The organism is Dyadobacter sp. (assembly GCF_017744695.1).
Lineage (GTDB): Bacteria > Bacteroidota > Bacteroidia > Cytophagales > Spirosomataceae > Dyadobacter.
Genome location: NZ_JAGIAS010000011.1, coordinates 230382 through 244657, shown reverse-complemented (window position 1 = coordinate 244657; position 14276 = coordinate 230382). Strand labels below are relative to the sequence as shown.

Genomic DNA, 14276 nt, shown 5'->3' with positions numbered 1-14276 from the left:
CCCTTTACGATGAAACAGCTTTACCAAAAGACAGTCTGTTTTGCCCTTCTGCTCCTGCTTGGGAATGTCGCGCTTATGGCGCAAGGCACGGTCAGTGGAAAAGTTACCGATGAGCATGACGGCTCGGTATTACCCGGCGTTACCGTTGTGGTCAAGAACAGCGCGCTCGGTACCCAAACCGACGAAACAGGAAAGTACTCTCTCTCCAACGTGCCGGCCGGTGCAACGCTTGTATTCAGCTTCGTGGGCAAGCTGGTGAAGGAAGTGGCTGTCGGAATCGAATCCGTCATCAATGTCACGTTGGCCGATAATTCAAAAGAGCTTTCGGAAGTGGTCGTGATTGGGTATGGTACGCAGAAAAAGCAGGAGCTTACGGGCTCGATCACCAGCATTTCGTCGAAGGACTTCCAGCAAGGCAATGTCCAGAGCCCCGAGCAACTGATCTTGGGAAAGGTGGCCGGGGTTTCGATCACGTCCAACAACGGACAGCCGGGCTCGGGTAGCACGATCCGCATCCGCGGGGGAGCGTCGCTGAATGCGAGTAACGACCCGCTAATCGTGATTGACGGTGTTCCGCTGAGCGGCAGCAGCCTGAGCGGCGCACCGAACCCGCTCAGCCTCATCAACCCGAACGATATTGAAACGTTTACCGTGCTGAAAGATGCCTCGGCAACGGCCATTTACGGCTCGCGTGCATCCAACGGCGTTATCCTGATCACCACCAAAAAAGGCCAGAGTGGAACGCCGGTGATCAATTTCAATACGCAACTGGCTGTTTCGAAAATTATCAAAACCGTGGATGCGCTCAGCGCCGACGAGTTCAGGACTTATGTAGAAACGAACGGGACCGATGCCCAGAAAGCATTGTTGGGTTCTGCTAAAACCGACTGGCAGGATGAAATATACCGCACCGGCATCAGCACCGACAATAACCTGAGCATTTCAGGGGCATTGAAAAGTATGCCCTACCGGGTTTCACTGGGATATTTGCTGCAAAACGGGATTCTGATCACCGACAAAATGCAGCGCCCGTCCGCTTCGATCAACATCAGCCCGAGGTTTTTCAACAAACACCTGAAAGTCGACCTGAACCTGAAAGGGGCTCAGACCAAATCTCACTTCGCCAATCAGGGCGCGATCATCAATGCGGTGCAGTTTGATCCTACCCAGGCGGTGATGGATGAAACAAGCCCGTTCGGTGGTTATTTCGAATGGGTAACCAAAGACGATGCCGGTAAGGCGACGCTCAACCCGAATGCGCCGAGAAACCCGGTGGCGCTGATCCGCCAGCAGGACAATAACGGCAGGGTCAACCGCAGCTTCGGGAATGCGCAATTTGACTATAAATTCCATTTTCTGCCCGATTTGCATGCGAACCTGAACCTGGGGTACGACATTTCAAAGGGTAGCGGAACGACATTCGTGCCGGAATATGCCGCGCAGAATTTCACGACCAAGGGCCAGAACAACAAGTATTTGCAAAAGGTGAACAACAAGGTCGCCGAATTTTACCTCAGCTATGCGAAGGATCTCAAAAGTATTAAAAGTAATGTAAGTGCTACGGCCGGTTATGGCTACTACAATAATGCGACCAAAAATTACTTCTATCCCAATTTCAGCGCCAATGGCGAGATTGTGGAAGGTTCGCAACCCAAATTTGCATATGACATCCCCGAAAATACGCTCATTTCCTACTATGGAAGGCTGATTTACACTTTCGACGACAAGTACATCCTCGCAGGTTCGATCCGGACGGACGGTTCGTCGCGGTTCTCTCCTGAAAATCGTTGGGGGGTATTCCCGTCTGTGGCAGTGACCTGGCGCATTAACCGGGAGGAGTTTATGAAGCCGGTGAGCGCGCTGACCGACCTCAAACTCCGGCTTAGCTACGGGGTTACCGGTAACCAGGACGGCATTGCCAATTACTCGTACCTCGGTATTTACTCGGTGAGTTCCAACGCGTCGCAGTACCAGTTCGGAAATACCTTTTACAACATGACCGCCCCGGCTGCCTATGACCAGAATATCAAGTGGGAGCAGACGGCAACGGCCAATGCTGGCCTGGATTTCGGGTTTTTCAATAACCGCCTGTCGGGAAGCCTGGATGTTTATTACAAAAAGACAAAAAACCTGCTGAATACCGTACCTATCCCCATTGGTTCGAATTTCAGCAACCAGATCCTGACCAACGTCGGTAATATCGAGAACAAGGGTGTCGAATTCGCGGTGAACGGTACGCCGATTGCTACCGGCAAGCTGACCTGGAATGCGGGGTTCAATGTTACCTACAACAATAACAAGATTACCAACCTGACGGCCGTCAGCGACCCGGAATTTGCGGGTAACCAAACCGGCGGCATCACCGGCGGGACCGGGCAGAGCATTCAGATCCACTCCGTTAACTACAATACCTTTTCGTACTATGTTTTCAAGCAGGTATACGACCAGGATGGCAAACCGCTGGAAGGTGTCTACGCGGATTTGAACGCCGACGGGGTGATTAACCAAAAGGACCAGTACCGCTACAAGTCGCCGTTTCCGAAGGTAATGTTGGGTTTCAATACGCAGCTTACTTACGACAAATGGAGCCTGAGCACCATTCTCCGGGCGAACATCGGCAACTATATGTACAACAACGTGGCTTCGAACTTCGGCGTGAGGAGAAATATCCTGAACCCGAACAACATCCTCGGCAACAGTACCACGGACATTTATAATACCAACTTCTTCAACAACCGTTACCAGTCGGATTACTATGTCCAGAATGCCTCCTTCCTGCGCATGGACAATGTGGGCATAGGCTACAGTGCGGGCCGTGTGCTGGGCAACCGGATGAACCTGCGGATCAATGCGACCTGCCAGAATGTATTTGTAGTCACCAAATACAAGGGCCTCGATCCCGAGATCAACGGTGGTATCGATTACAACCTCTATCCGCGGCCGAGAACGTTCGTGCTGGGCCTGAATCTGGACTTTTAATCGCTAAAAATATTGATTATGAAATTCTTATATAAAACATTGCTGTGCTCGGCGCTGGTTGGAGGAGCCGTATCCTGCACGAAAGACCTGGACCTTTCGCCGACGAATTCCATTACCGCCGATATTGCCTACAAAACACCCGCAGATTACAAACAGGTGCTGGCCAAGGTATATGGAAGCTTCGCGCTCGCCGGTAACAATGGTATCAATACCTCCGACCTGGCGGGTATCGACCCGGGGCAGGCCGATTTCCTCAGGCTTTTCTGGAACGCCCAGGAGCTTACTACCGACGAGGCGGCGTGCGTTTGGAACGATCCCGGTATTCCCGACTTCCACAACCTGAACTGGACCGCCAGCAACGTGTTGTTGAGCGCCCTTTACAACCGCAGCTTGTTCCATGTGACGGTTTGCAACGAGTTTATCCGCGAGTCGTCCGATGAGAAGTTGGCCGGCCGGGGTATTGCCGGGCAAGATGCGGAGGAAATCCGCCGGTACCGTGCCGAAGCGCAGTTTTTGAAGGCGTTTCAGTACTGGGTGTTAATGGACCTTTTCGGGAATCCTCCTTTTGTGACTGAAAAAGATCCCATCGGCAAATACATCCCGCCGCAAATCAAACGCGCTGACTTGTTTGCTTACGTCGAGTCGGAACTCAAAGCGGCGGAAGCCACGTTGGCGGAACCACGTAAAAACGAATACGGACGGGTGGACAAAGCGGCATCCTGGGCATTGCTGGCCCGCCTGTACCTGAATGCGGAGGTGTATCTGGGTAAAGGTCAGGGACGGTACAACGACGCGATCGCGTATTCGGAAAAAGTGATCCAGTCGGGCTACTCGCTCATGCCTGAATACAAGCACCTGTTCCTGGGCGACAATGACGTGGATAACCCGGAAGTGCTTTTGTCCATTAACTACGACGGGATCAAAACCCAGAACAACGGTGGTACGACGTTCATCATCAACGCGGGTATCAATGCGGCGATGAACCCTGCATCATTTGGCATTCCCAATGGCGGCTGGGGCGGCAACCGCGCTACCAAGAACCTTCCATTGCGTTTCGGCGATTACAGTGGCAAGAAAGACAAACGCGCGATGTTTTTCGGGCAGAAGATTGAAATGGACGATCCTTCCGTTTTCACCGACGGGCTGGCTATTACCAAATTCCGGAACGTTACCCGGGCAGGGGCCATTGTGCCGTCTTCGGGCAATTCTTTTTCATCCGTCGATTTTCCGCTCTTCCGCCTGGCCGAAATGTACCTGACCTATGCAGAAGCCGTGAAACGCGGCGGAACGGGAGGTAGCGAGGCCACCGCGGTTACCTATTTCAACAAACTTCGCGAGCGTGCCTATGGGAATGCGAGCGGCAATGTGACGGCCATTACCCTCGCCGACTTGCTTGACGAGCGTGGCCGGGAGTTCTATTGGGAGGCCCACCGCCGCACCGATCTGGTACGGTATGGATTGCTGACTTCCGGAAGCTACCTCTGGCCCTGGAAGGGTGGGGTAAAAGACGGAAGAGGGGTTTCGGAGAGTTTCAACCTGTTCCCGATCCCTGCCACAGACCTCATTGCGAACCCTAACCTCCAACAGAACCCATGAAAAAGTACCGCAGCATATCAGTTTTTGCCTCATTAATGGTATTTGCCATGATGTCGGCCTGTGAAAAGGATGAAATCAAAACCATCGCCACGCCGGGGCCGGCGGCTACGCTTTCCGTGAACCAGCCTGTACTGGAACTGACCAGCGCAAATGCAGATAAGGAGGCTGTCGTTTTCTCCTGGACGCCTGTGGATTATGGCTTCGCCAGTGTGATCAGCTATACCATTCAGCTGGACAAAAAGGGTAATAATTTTCAAAAACCGGTGGAGATCAGTGCCGGCAGCGCGTTGAAAAAGTCGCTTACTACCAGCGAAATCAATGGCCTGATGATCAACAAGCTCAAACTGGCAGCCGGGCAGGCGGCGGATGTGGAGGCACGGGTGATATCGTCACTCGGTACCTCGGCCGAACGCATGAATACGATCTCGGCCACGAAGGAGTTGTCGGTCAAGCCGTATTTTGTCGTGATCGTCTATCCGGCGATTTACGTTCCGGGCAGCTATCAGGGCTGGGCCCCGGACAAGGCGCCAAAGCTGGTTTCGGTGAAGGACGACAAAAGATTTGAAGGTTATGTTTACTTTCCGGACGAAACTACCGAATTTAAATTTACCAATGCACCCAACTGGAATGAAGGTGATTATGGCAGCGGAGGCCCCGGCAAGCTGGGAACCAGCGGTAACCTGACGCAGAAAGGCTCCGGTTATTACCTGCTCAAAGCCGACCTGAACACCAGCACGTGGTCGTCGCTTAAAACCATATGGGGCGTACTGGGCTCGGCGACCAAAGGTGGCTGGGATAAGGACCAGGACCTGACGTTCGACCCGAAAAGCGGGGCCTGGACTGCGGAAGTGGCGTTGACCCAGGGAGAAGTCAAATTCAGAGCGAATGACGACTGGGCTCTCGCATATGGAGACGGTAATGCTGATGGTATACCCGACACGCTGGACAATGGGAACATCAAGGTGGATGCGGCCGGCACGTATATCGTGAGCCTCAACCTGAGCAATGCGGGGAACTATATTTATTCTATCACCAAAAAATAACTTTCATCTGATTCATGGATTTCAAGCAGGTCAAAAGATGCTGTTTTGCCGTGCTGTGGCTCCTGACCGGGGCCGCGGCACAGGCCCGGCAAACCAATCCTCCCGCTGTTTGCTACGAAATATTCGTCCGCTCGTTCGCCGATTCGAACGGGGACGGGATAGGGGATATCAACGGGATCACATCCAGGCTGGATTACCTGAAAGACCTGGGCGTGGATGCGCTTTGGCTCACACCCATCTGTAAATCGCCGACCTACCACAAGTACGATGTGACGGATTACCGGCAAATCGATCCGGAATATGGCACAATGGCTGATTTCAAAAGGTTGCTTTCAGAAGCGCACAAGCGGGGGATCCGGATCATCAAGGACCTGGTCGTGAACCACACCAGCGATCAGCACCCGTGGTTTCAGCAGGCACGGCAGGGAAAGCAGAATCCCTACCGCGACTATTATGTGTGGCTTCCCCAAAAGACGATCGATTCGCTGGGCATCGCTACACGCGAGAAATCGGGTGATTCATGGGAAGTCAATCCTTGGCATGCGGTGAAAGAGGGTGGTGATGAAAAATACTATGGCCTGTTCTGGAGCGGTATGCCGGACCTTAACTTCGACAATCCCAAAGTTCGTGAGGAAATCTACGATATTGCCGGTTTCTGGCTGAACGAAGTAGGAGTGGACGGGTTCAGGCTCGATGCTGCCAAGCACATTTACCCCGACTGGGAGGCGGAGAAAAGCCATGCGTTCTGGATCGAGTTTCGCGAGAAGGTGAGGAGCTTCAAGCCGGACGTTTATCTGGTAGGGGAGGTTTGGTCAACCCCTGAAAAAGTTGCGCCGTATTTCAAAGGCCTTCCTGCCAATTTCAACATCGACGCGGCCCTGGCTATCCATCAAATGCTTAAAAGTGGCGAGTCTATTAATCTCATCAAGCAATTGCAGCAAACCCACGCGGTTTACAAAGCGGCTAATCCCGATTTTATCGATGCTGTTTTTAACAATAATCACGACCACGTCCGCATTGGCACTACTGTGAATGGCGACATCCCCAAAATGAAGCTTGCCGCCAGCCTGCTGCTGACGCTCCCCGGTGAGCCGTACCTCTACTATGGCGAAGAAATAGGCATGCTCGGTAACAAACCTGATGAAAACATTCGCGAACCATTTCTGTGGCGGGACCAGGCGACAGACAAGCTGCGCACAAGCTGGATGAAACCGTCATATTCCACCGACGACAAGGTGCGTAACCTGGAAGCCCAGGTGAAGGACCCGGCGTCTATTTACCATCATTATAAAAAATTGCTCAAGCTACGGCACGAATATCCTGCATTACGCCAGGTAGCGCCTGTGAACCTGGGTGATGCGGGCATCCGGCAGGAGCACATCATCGCATTCACGCGCCCGCACGCGAGCGGGGACCTGCTGGTCGTGCATAATGTGAGCGGCGTGGAAAAGGCCATTGAGCTTCCTGCGGGAGCGCGTGGCAGGAAGCTGTTGTTCGCGTCTTCTGAAAAGGTCGAAATCAGCGGCAAACTGCTTAAAATTCCGGCCTACGGATCGGCGGTTTTGCGGTAAATCAGGGCTTAGCCTTGCTACTTTTTAAAAAACTCCCCGAAATGCCACAATATGCCCGAAGGGTCGTGAACGAAACATTCGCGACCCCAATGGTCGACCCGTATCGGGGTTAGGCGTACATTTTTGTATTTCGCCGAAAGGTCGAGCGTCACAAGCTCATCCCAGAAGCTTTGTACATTCTCCACTTCAAGGAATACCATCGTATTGTCGATCCAATCCTTGTTGAATGCATTTTGCAGGTAAAAACCATGGTCTCCGGTTTTGAAAAGCGACATAACCGGCGTCAGTATGACCTCCTGAAACCCCAGATCGCGATAAAAAGCGCGGGAAACTCCGAAATCGGTAGCCCCGATGAATGGGCGGATCGATAATGCTTTGTGTTCCATATGATATGCAGTATTTCCTGCCAAAAGTAGAACATTGGCGTGAGTACTCATCTTGATCGAAATCAAGAAATGGCGCCATTCGCCACCGCATTCCTGGCCCTGCTGAGAGTTTCAGGTGTGATTTTGAGATAGGAGGCGATGATTTTGAGCGGGAATGCCTGGATCACTTTCGGACGATTTTCAAGCAGGTAACGGTATTTCTCTACCGGTGTCATGGATTGGTCAAAAAATTGCATTCTTTGAAACGCGCCTTCCAGAACCTTGTTGAGCTGTAAAAACGCGATTGACTTGCCCGTCAGATAGTGAATTGTATCCAGGCTGATTTCGATGAACCGGCAATCGGTGTAGGCTTCGATGAACAACCGGGAAGGACGCTGGGCGACCAGGCTTTCATGATTAAAGAACCAGTCTCCGGCAAGATGGAGGTCAATGGTATTGTATTCGGATTCAGAGACGATATCGTATTGTCGTACGGCGCCTTCCAGCAAATAATATACGGACCGGGCAACTTCGCCTTTTCGGAGCAACAATTCGTGTTTCAGGACTTCTCGCGCCCGTACTTCTTTCTCAAAAAGCCCGATGTCGGAATCCTGATAATTTCCTGTCGCTCTTAGGATAGCTGCATACATACCGGTTGATTGTTTGCTCAGCCCGAAAATACGAGAATTACCGTCAAGGTTATTCGGAACGGAGCACTTTTGCCGGGTCTGTCAAGGAATTGCTGAGCGATAAAGACGTTTTACAACTATTTACACCTGATGATGTAATTTACAGAAACATTAACCGGCCTTGATTCGGAATCTCCACCTGAAATCTGGTGTGAATGTTCACCATTTGACGAAGTGTGGCCATGGGAATTGTGTTGAGCAAGCTCAATGCCCGCCACGCGGTCGATGTTCTGCATTTCCGTGGGGACATTGTTCATAATATGGGTATGCTCGCCATCGGTTGTGGTGATGATCGGGTTATTGGGTGCGCCTGTCTTGGAGTTCTCCAGTAACGTACCCGCCCGCACTTTGCCTGCGCCGATTATAAAACACCCACGCAGATCGGGGAGTCTGTCGCCCAGAAAACTTTCGCCATAGATGCGGCCTATGATTTCTCCTAATTCCCAGTATTCACGAACCGCCATATTGATGATGCCTCCATCGCATGGAATCCAGTCGGCCCGTTTGAGAGCTCTCAAGACCTGATCGTCGGTTACATCTCCGCCAAATGCCAGGATAGTACCGACAGGGGGCGCCGATTGGGGGACGTTATCGCTCGCAATCAGAAAATCAGTGTAGATATTTTCCGGCCTGGTCTCTTTGTCACCGCCTGTGAGCGTATGCGTATGATCTCCACTTTCCGAAGAGGTCGTTTGATTTTCTGTCCACACCATACAGTTGAATGCCGCGGGTCCGGATGCACCGAAGGCTGCATAGCTGCTCGTTTGAGGCACTTTGTCAATATAGTGATAGTGGTTGCCCGTATTTGTAAGACGGAGTGTCCTGGGTGAAGCTGTGGCGTAAAACTGCGCAGAGCCCACCTTATGGCCCTCATTGCCACCCTTGTTTAAGGCATGTCGTTTAGGGGCATCTGCATCCCTGCCGGTGTCATGACTGGCTCCCCGGAGGAAGTAGCCTCGCAAATCCGGAACATTTAGCACACCTGCACCGTCTCCACCATAATTATTTCCGATTGCTTTTGTCAGGTTGGGCTGCTGTGCCTTATCGTAAGGAGTACCGTCACATTTTAACCATTTATCAGGCAGTGCGGACATGCCGCCACCGAAGGCAATGATCGCACCGGCAGGGGTATCACCCGTTGACTGATAGGGCTCTTTGGCTTTGATGATAAAATACATCGCGACGCAGACAGGCGTTGTCTCCTGATCGAATCCCGTTAGCTGATGGAAGTGTGCCCCGGTACTTTGGGTTGTTGCAGGCGCGTTCCAACGGGCCATTGTTTGAGTTGAACCACTCCAGGCCATGCGCATTTGAGCGTTTAGGTGACTGCAAGTATGTGTATGCGAGCCGGCTGATTGCAACACCCATTGATTTTTGGGCAAACCTGTGGCAGCCGGTTGCCAGGAACCTGTATTGTTGCCGGTCGCCCCGCCGGGAGCAGCCGACGTACGGTTGCCGGCGTCGGGATCGACAGCAGCGCTACCGGTAGTTCCGCGAAGGAATCTTCCCCGCAGATCAGGAACGTTAAAGCTGACCGCATCACCACCATGGGCAGTACCGATTGCATGGAACAATTCGGGATAGGCATCTTGCCGGTAAGAGCCGCCGTCGCAAACCAGCCAGCCGGAATTCTGGAGTGGTATCAACGTATTGACGTTCGTAATATCTCCGGCAAAAGGTGCGACAGTGCCGATCGGCATGTTGGGTACTGGCATTGGCAATACTAAGGTTAGGAAGCGGTTACGATGTACACAGGGCCAAAATACTTAATTAACCTCTTCCGGTTACAACCGTCAGGCATTTTTTCGCGTCCTTCCCCCGATTGCCGCTTTTTGTCGGCGGATAATGATTATAGGATATTAGGAAAAAATTAAAATATGCCGAGATGATGATTTCCCGTTTTTCGTTGATCCGCCGCGCTATATCTTTGGATCAAAACCCATCCCTAACAAGTACATTCGAGTAATGAAAAGAGTATCGGAATTCTTCTCGCGTGAGAAGGTTGTTTTAGCTGTTTATGTCCTGCTGAGCGTCATTATCGGCATCCAGCATTATGTAGGCGGACCGTTGAAGTATAATAATTTCCAGATTTTCAGAGCGGCCCTCGGTCACCTGGCCCGGCATCAGAACCTGCACCTGGAATATCCCCGCGAGTATTTCGATTTGTTCCTCTACAATCCCTCCTTTTGTATTTTTTTCGCACCTTTCTCATTTCTGCCGCTGCCGGTCAGTCTTGTGCTCTGGCTTATATGCTGTTCGCTGGCGCTTTTCTATGCCATCCGCAGCCTGCCGCTTGCTTATGACAAAAAGGTGTTCTTCTGGTGGTTCATCCTGTTCGAGCTGGTGACCTCGCTCCACGGGCAGCAAACCAACCCCCTTATTGCGGCGCTGGGCCTCCTTACTTTTACTTTTCTCGAGAACGGCAAAACCCGTTGGGCAGCGTTGTTTCCCTTACTGGCATTCTGTATCAAAGGGTACGGACTGATTTACGCCGGTATGTTCCTGTTTTATCCGCGCAAAGGGCAGTTTATAGGCTATTCGGTGCTCTGGGCATGCGTATTGGCATTGTTGCCGCTGCCGGTGACGGGGATCGATCATTTCGTGCAGGTTTATGAGGACTGGTACGGTATCCTGGTCGCCGATCACGCCGTCAATTACGGATTCTCGATTATGGGCCTGCTGAAAGTCTGGATCCCTGCGTTCTCTCCCGATGATGTGACCAAAGTACAGCTGGTAGGAGTGGTGCTGTTCGGCATTACATGGTTGCTGTGTTTTTTCAGAAAGCAGTACGTCACGCTTGACGAGCGGCTGCTTTTGTTTGCATATGCTTCGCTTTGGGTGATCGTGTTCAACCACGCGGCCGAATCGCCTACTTATGTGATCGCTATTCCCGGTGTAGTGCTATTTCATATCGTTAACCGCGAGCGGCTCGCGCCCTGGTCGAGAATATTACTGGTCCTGGTGTTTGTGTTCTGTATTCTGGCACCGACCGACATTTACCCGCCCTCTCTTCGACGCAACTTTTTCGAGCCTTACCTGATCAAGGTGATCCCTTGCGTGCTGGTGTGGGTGGTTTTACAAACACAATTACTACTTCATCGACATGAAAACTGAAAATCAGCAGGGGCTCAGCGTGGTGCTGCCCTGCTACAATCCCCTGCCAGGCTGGTGCGGGACGTTGGAAGCCCATATCCGGGAGCTGAATGCGAAGCTGCCGGACAGGGTTGTCCAGTATATTGTCTCCAATGATGGCTCTACACGTCTCGACCGGACTGAAGTGGCTGCATTGAGCCGGATCCCGAATGTGATCTTCCTCGATAATGCGGTCAATGAGGGCAAAGGCTCCGCCATCCGGAGAGGTACGCTCCGGGCGGAAGGTGATATCATCGTTTACACCGACATCGATTTCCCGTTTGGCACAGACCCGATCGTCGAAATGGTGAGGATATTTGAAGAAAATCCGGATTGCTGGTTTGTTTACGGAAACCGCAGCGCCGAGTATTTCAAAAAGCTCCCGCTGAAAAGAAGACTGTTTTCGAAAGGCCTGCATTTGATGAACCGCCTTTTTCTGAACAAACACATTACCGACACACAGGCGGGTATCAAAGGCTTGCGCCGGGAAATATTGCCCGAAGTGCAAGGGACGAAAACCAATACCTTTGTTTTTGAAGTGGAACTGATCCGCAAGCTCATCCGAAAGGGCATCGGAATTGAGAAGGTGGAGGTTTGTGCCAATTCTTCTATTGTTTTCAGCGACTTCAGCATGAAAGTACTGTTCCGCGAAGCGGTTAATTTTGCAAGAATCACCATCCTTGGAGGCCTATGGAACGATCTTTCGTAATGCTCACTTTCGACCTGGAAGAGTTTGATATTCCCGAAGAATACGGTCAGAAAGTGTCCGAAACGGATCAGATGCAGGTGACGCTACGAGGCATGGAAAACGTACTTTCCGTGCTTGACGCGCATGATATCCGCGCGACGTTCTTCACTACCGGGCATTTCGCCGCCGAAAATCCGGCGTTGATCCGGAAACTCGCTCAAAAACACGAGATCGCCTCGCACGCCCTCGTGCACGCACCCATGCATGTGTTCCGCGAGAGCGACATCGCCGATTCGCGGAGCATATTGGAGGCTGTCAGCGGGCAAACCGTGAACGGGTTCCGTATGCCGCGCCTGAAACCATTCGATCGCGCAGCATTGCGCCGGGAGGGCTTCCGCTACGATTCGTCCCTGAACCCGACCTGGCTCCCGGGGCGCTATAATCTGCTGGGAGAGGACCCGCTGCCCAACCGGACCGACGGGTTGATCGAACTACCTTGCTCCACCACGCCCTGGTTGCGTTTCCCGCTGTTCTGGCTGTCGTTTAAAAACCTGCCGCTTCGCATTTACGCCGGACTGTGCGGCCTCACGCTCCGAAAGCGCGGTAACCTGATGCTCTATTTCCACCCCTGGGAATTTGCGGACCTGAGCGCGTACACGCTGCCGGGTTATGTCAAAAAGACGGACGGAGATAAACTGACCGCGAAGCTCGACCGGCTGATCCGTGCAATGAAAAAGCGCAATGCGGCTTTTGTTACCTGCAATGCATTTTGCGACAAATGGGAAGGGGACAATCAGGGCTGAAATGCCGGTTCTCTACTCCGCAAACGAAACTCGACATAAATCCGAATGTGGCACAGAATCCACTCTGGTTGGAACCGGCAATGTTTTCAATAAATGCAACATAGTTGCATTTATGTATCAAGGTTTATAATTTGCAACATTGTTGCAAATTATAAACCTTTTTTATGAACCGGAAAAAGATGCCTGTGACCGTCCTGAGCGGATTTTTGGGTGCGGGAAAAACGACATTGCTGAACCATATCCTGCACAACAGGCAGGGAATGAAGGTAGCTGTGATCGTCAATGACATGAGTGAGATCAATGTGGACGCCCGCCTGGTGGAAGGCCAGCACACGCTGAGCCGTACGAACGAACGGCTGGTTGAAATGTCCAATGGCTGCATTTGCTGTACACTCAGGGAAGACCTGATGATCGAGGTGGAGAAGCTCGCGAAAGAAAACCGATTCGACTACCTGCTGATCGAGAGCACGGGTATCTCGGAGCCGGTCCCCATTGCGCAGACGTTCAGTTTCGTGGACGAGCAAAGCGGCATCGATCTGTCGCGCTGGGCGACGATCGACTGTATGGTGACCGTCGTGGATGCATTCAATTTTGCCCGGGATTTTGGGTCGATGGACACCGTGGCCAGCCGCAAACTGAACGAGGATCAGGACCACCGGACAATTGTGAACCTGCTGACGGACCAGATCGAGTTTGCAGACGTCATTATCCTCAACAAAACCGACCTCGTTACACTTCCAAGGCTGAAAGAGCTGCACGCGATCATCAAGGCGCTCAACCCGGGCGCGCGCATTGTGGAGAGTAGTTTTTCGAAAGTCGATATTACCCAAATCGTCAATACGGGTTTATTCGACTACCAGCAGGCCGAACAGAATGCGGGTTGGATACGTGAACTGGAGAAGGCCGAAAATGGTGGTCATGTCTCAGAAACAGAGGAATATGGCATCAGTTCATTTGTGTTCCGCGCTGCGCGGCCTTTCCATCCGAAACGTTTTTGGGACTACATTCAGCAAAACTGGCCTGCGGGTATCATTCGGAGCAAAGGCCTTTTCTGGTTAGCGTCGAGGACCAGCCAGGCGCTCAACTGGAGCCAGGCCGGTGGCTCGGTCCGGGCCGACTCGGCGGGGGTATGGTGGGCGAGCATGCCCATTGAACAAAGAAGACGGTATCAGGCGTATATAGATAACCGGGATGCTATCGAGGCACGGTGGGGCGAGTTCGGCGACCGGATGAACGAACTCGTGTTGATCGGGCAGGATATGGATCAGCGCCAGATTACCAGGGAACTGGAAGCCTGCCTGTGCACGGAACACGAAATAAGGCTTATGGAAAAGGGGATGCACTTTGCCGATCCGTTCCCGGGCCTGTAACAAAATCTGTTTCTTTGCCGTGTTTTTGTGTAACCCGATC

General features: G+C 52.2%; 11 protein-coding genes. 8 read left to right on the top strand and 3 right to left on the bottom strand.

The genetic code is table 11. The features are described from left to right. Positions 1–9 precede the first annotated feature (9 nt). The 4 genes from J7619_RS30280 to J7619_RS30265 are packed head-to-tail and all read left to right on the top strand — an operon-like array spanning position 10 to position 7189. Positions 10–2979: a TonB-dependent receptor gene (locus J7619_RS30280; protein ID WP_291208094.1), complete on the top strand. Its 2970-nt coding sequence runs from the start codon at positions 10–12 to the stop codon at positions 2977–2979. 18 nt (positions 2980–2997) lie between these two features. Next, entirely contained in the window at positions 2998–4575 is a 1578-nt protein-coding gene (locus J7619_RS30275) for a RagB/SusD family nutrient uptake outer membrane protein (RefSeq protein WP_291208092.1), read from the top strand. Beyond that, the gene (locus tag J7619_RS30270) at positions 4572–5618 is read left to right on the top strand and encodes a SusE domain-containing protein (protein WP_291208090.1); all 1047 of its coding nucleotides are present in this window, start codon (positions 4572–4574) and stop codon (positions 5616–5618) included. The genes J7619_RS30275 and J7619_RS30270 overlap by 4 nt, the downstream gene beginning before the upstream one ends. Positions 5619–5632: 14 nt before the next feature. Then, on the top strand, positions 5633–7189 hold the full coding sequence (locus J7619_RS30265; RefSeq protein WP_291208088.1) for an alpha-amylase family glycosyl hydrolase: 1557 nt from the start codon (positions 5633–5635) through the stop codon (positions 7187–7189). A 17-nt stretch (positions 7190–7206) separates the two neighbouring features. Here the strand turns inward: J7619_RS30265 and J7619_RS30260 are convergent, their stop codons facing one another. The 3 genes from J7619_RS30260 to J7619_RS30250 all read right to left on the bottom strand — a co-directional run bounded on the left by J7619_RS30260 (position 7207) and on the right by J7619_RS30250 (position 9958). Continuing rightward, positions 7207–7575 (bottom strand): glyoxalase, encoded by a 369-nt coding sequence (locus J7619_RS30260; RefSeq protein WP_291208086.1) that lies wholly within the window; start codon positions 7573–7575, stop codon positions 7207–7209. Positions 7576–7637: 62 nt separating this feature from the next. Further along, the gene (locus J7619_RS30255; protein ID WP_291208084.1) at positions 7638–8204 is read right to left on the bottom strand and encodes a Crp/Fnr family transcriptional regulator; all 567 of its coding nucleotides are present in this window, start codon (positions 8202–8204) and stop codon (positions 7638–7640) included. Between the two features lie 116 nt (positions 8205–8320). Next, a complete protein-coding gene (locus J7619_RS30250; protein WP_291208082.1) occupies positions 8321–9958 on the bottom strand; it encodes a phage tail protein in 1638 nt (545 codons plus the stop codon). Positions 9959–10208: 250 nt separating this feature from the next. On the opposite strand from J7619_RS30250, the gene J7619_RS30245 reads away from it, so the two are divergent. The 4 genes from J7619_RS30245 (at position 10209) to J7619_RS30230 (ending at position 14236) form a co-directional block, all read left to right on the top strand. Beyond that, entirely contained in the window at positions 10209–11357 is a 1149-nt protein-coding gene (locus J7619_RS30245; protein WP_291208080.1) for a glycosyltransferase family 87 protein, read from the top strand. Further along, positions 11347–12084, top strand: coding sequence for a glycosyltransferase family 2 protein (locus tag J7619_RS30240; RefSeq protein ID WP_291208078.1), 738 nt, complete (start codon positions 11347–11349; stop codon positions 12082–12084). The genes J7619_RS30245 and J7619_RS30240 overlap by 11 nt, the downstream gene beginning before the upstream one ends. Continuing rightward, positions 12066–12866, top strand: coding sequence for a polysaccharide deacetylase family protein (locus tag J7619_RS30235; RefSeq protein WP_291208076.1), 801 nt, complete (start codon positions 12066–12068; stop codon positions 12864–12866). Before J7619_RS30240 ends, J7619_RS30235 begins: the two co-directional genes overlap by 19 nt. 164 nt (positions 12867–13030) lie before the next feature. Beyond that, positions 13031–14236 carry a GTP-binding protein gene (locus J7619_RS30230; protein WP_291208075.1) on the top strand — a complete coding sequence of 402 codons (1206 nt, stop codon included), beginning with the start codon at positions 13031–13033 and terminating at the stop codon, positions 14234–14236. Positions 14237–14276: the final 40 nt, after the last annotated feature.

What these genes read in the sequence shown, in the direction of transcription:
- J7619_RS30255 (WP_291208084.1), bottom strand. Translation starts at nt 8,204, where the DNA reads ATGTATGCAGCTATCCTAAGAGCGACAGGAAATTATCAGGATTCCGAC.
- J7619_RS30230 (WP_291208075.1), top strand. Translation starts at nt 13,031, where the DNA reads ATGAACCGGAAAAAGATGCCTGTGACCGTCCTGAGCGGATTTTTGGGT.
- J7619_RS30260 (WP_291208086.1), bottom strand. Translation starts at nt 7,575, where the DNA reads ATGGAACACAAAGCATTATCGATCCGCCCATTCATCGGGGCTACCGAT.
- J7619_RS30235 (WP_291208076.1), top strand. Translation starts at nt 12,066, where the DNA reads ATGGAACGATCTTTCGTAATGCTCACTTTCGACCTGGAAGAGTTTGAT.
- J7619_RS30270 (WP_291208090.1), top strand. Translation starts at nt 4,572, where the DNA reads ATGAAAAAGTACCGCAGCATATCAGTTTTTGCCTCATTAATGGTATTT.
- J7619_RS30265 (WP_291208088.1), top strand. Translation starts at nt 5,633, where the DNA reads ATGGATTTCAAGCAGGTCAAAAGATGCTGTTTTGCCGTGCTGTGGCTC.
- J7619_RS30250 (WP_291208082.1), bottom strand. Translation starts at nt 9,958, where the DNA reads ATGCCAGTACCCAACATGCCGATCGGCACTGTCGCACCTTTTGCCGGA.
- J7619_RS30240 (WP_291208078.1), top strand. Translation starts at nt 11,347, where the DNA reads ATGAAAACTGAAAATCAGCAGGGGCTCAGCGTGGTGCTGCCCTGCTAC.
- J7619_RS30280 (WP_291208094.1), top strand. Translation starts at nt 10, where the DNA reads ATGAAACAGCTTTACCAAAAGACAGTCTGTTTTGCCCTTCTGCTCCTG.
- J7619_RS30245 (WP_291208080.1), top strand. Translation starts at nt 10,209, where the DNA reads ATGAAAAGAGTATCGGAATTCTTCTCGCGTGAGAAGGTTGTTTTAGCT.
- J7619_RS30275 (WP_291208092.1), top strand. Translation starts at nt 2,998, where the DNA reads ATGAAATTCTTATATAAAACATTGCTGTGCTCGGCGCTGGTTGGAGGA.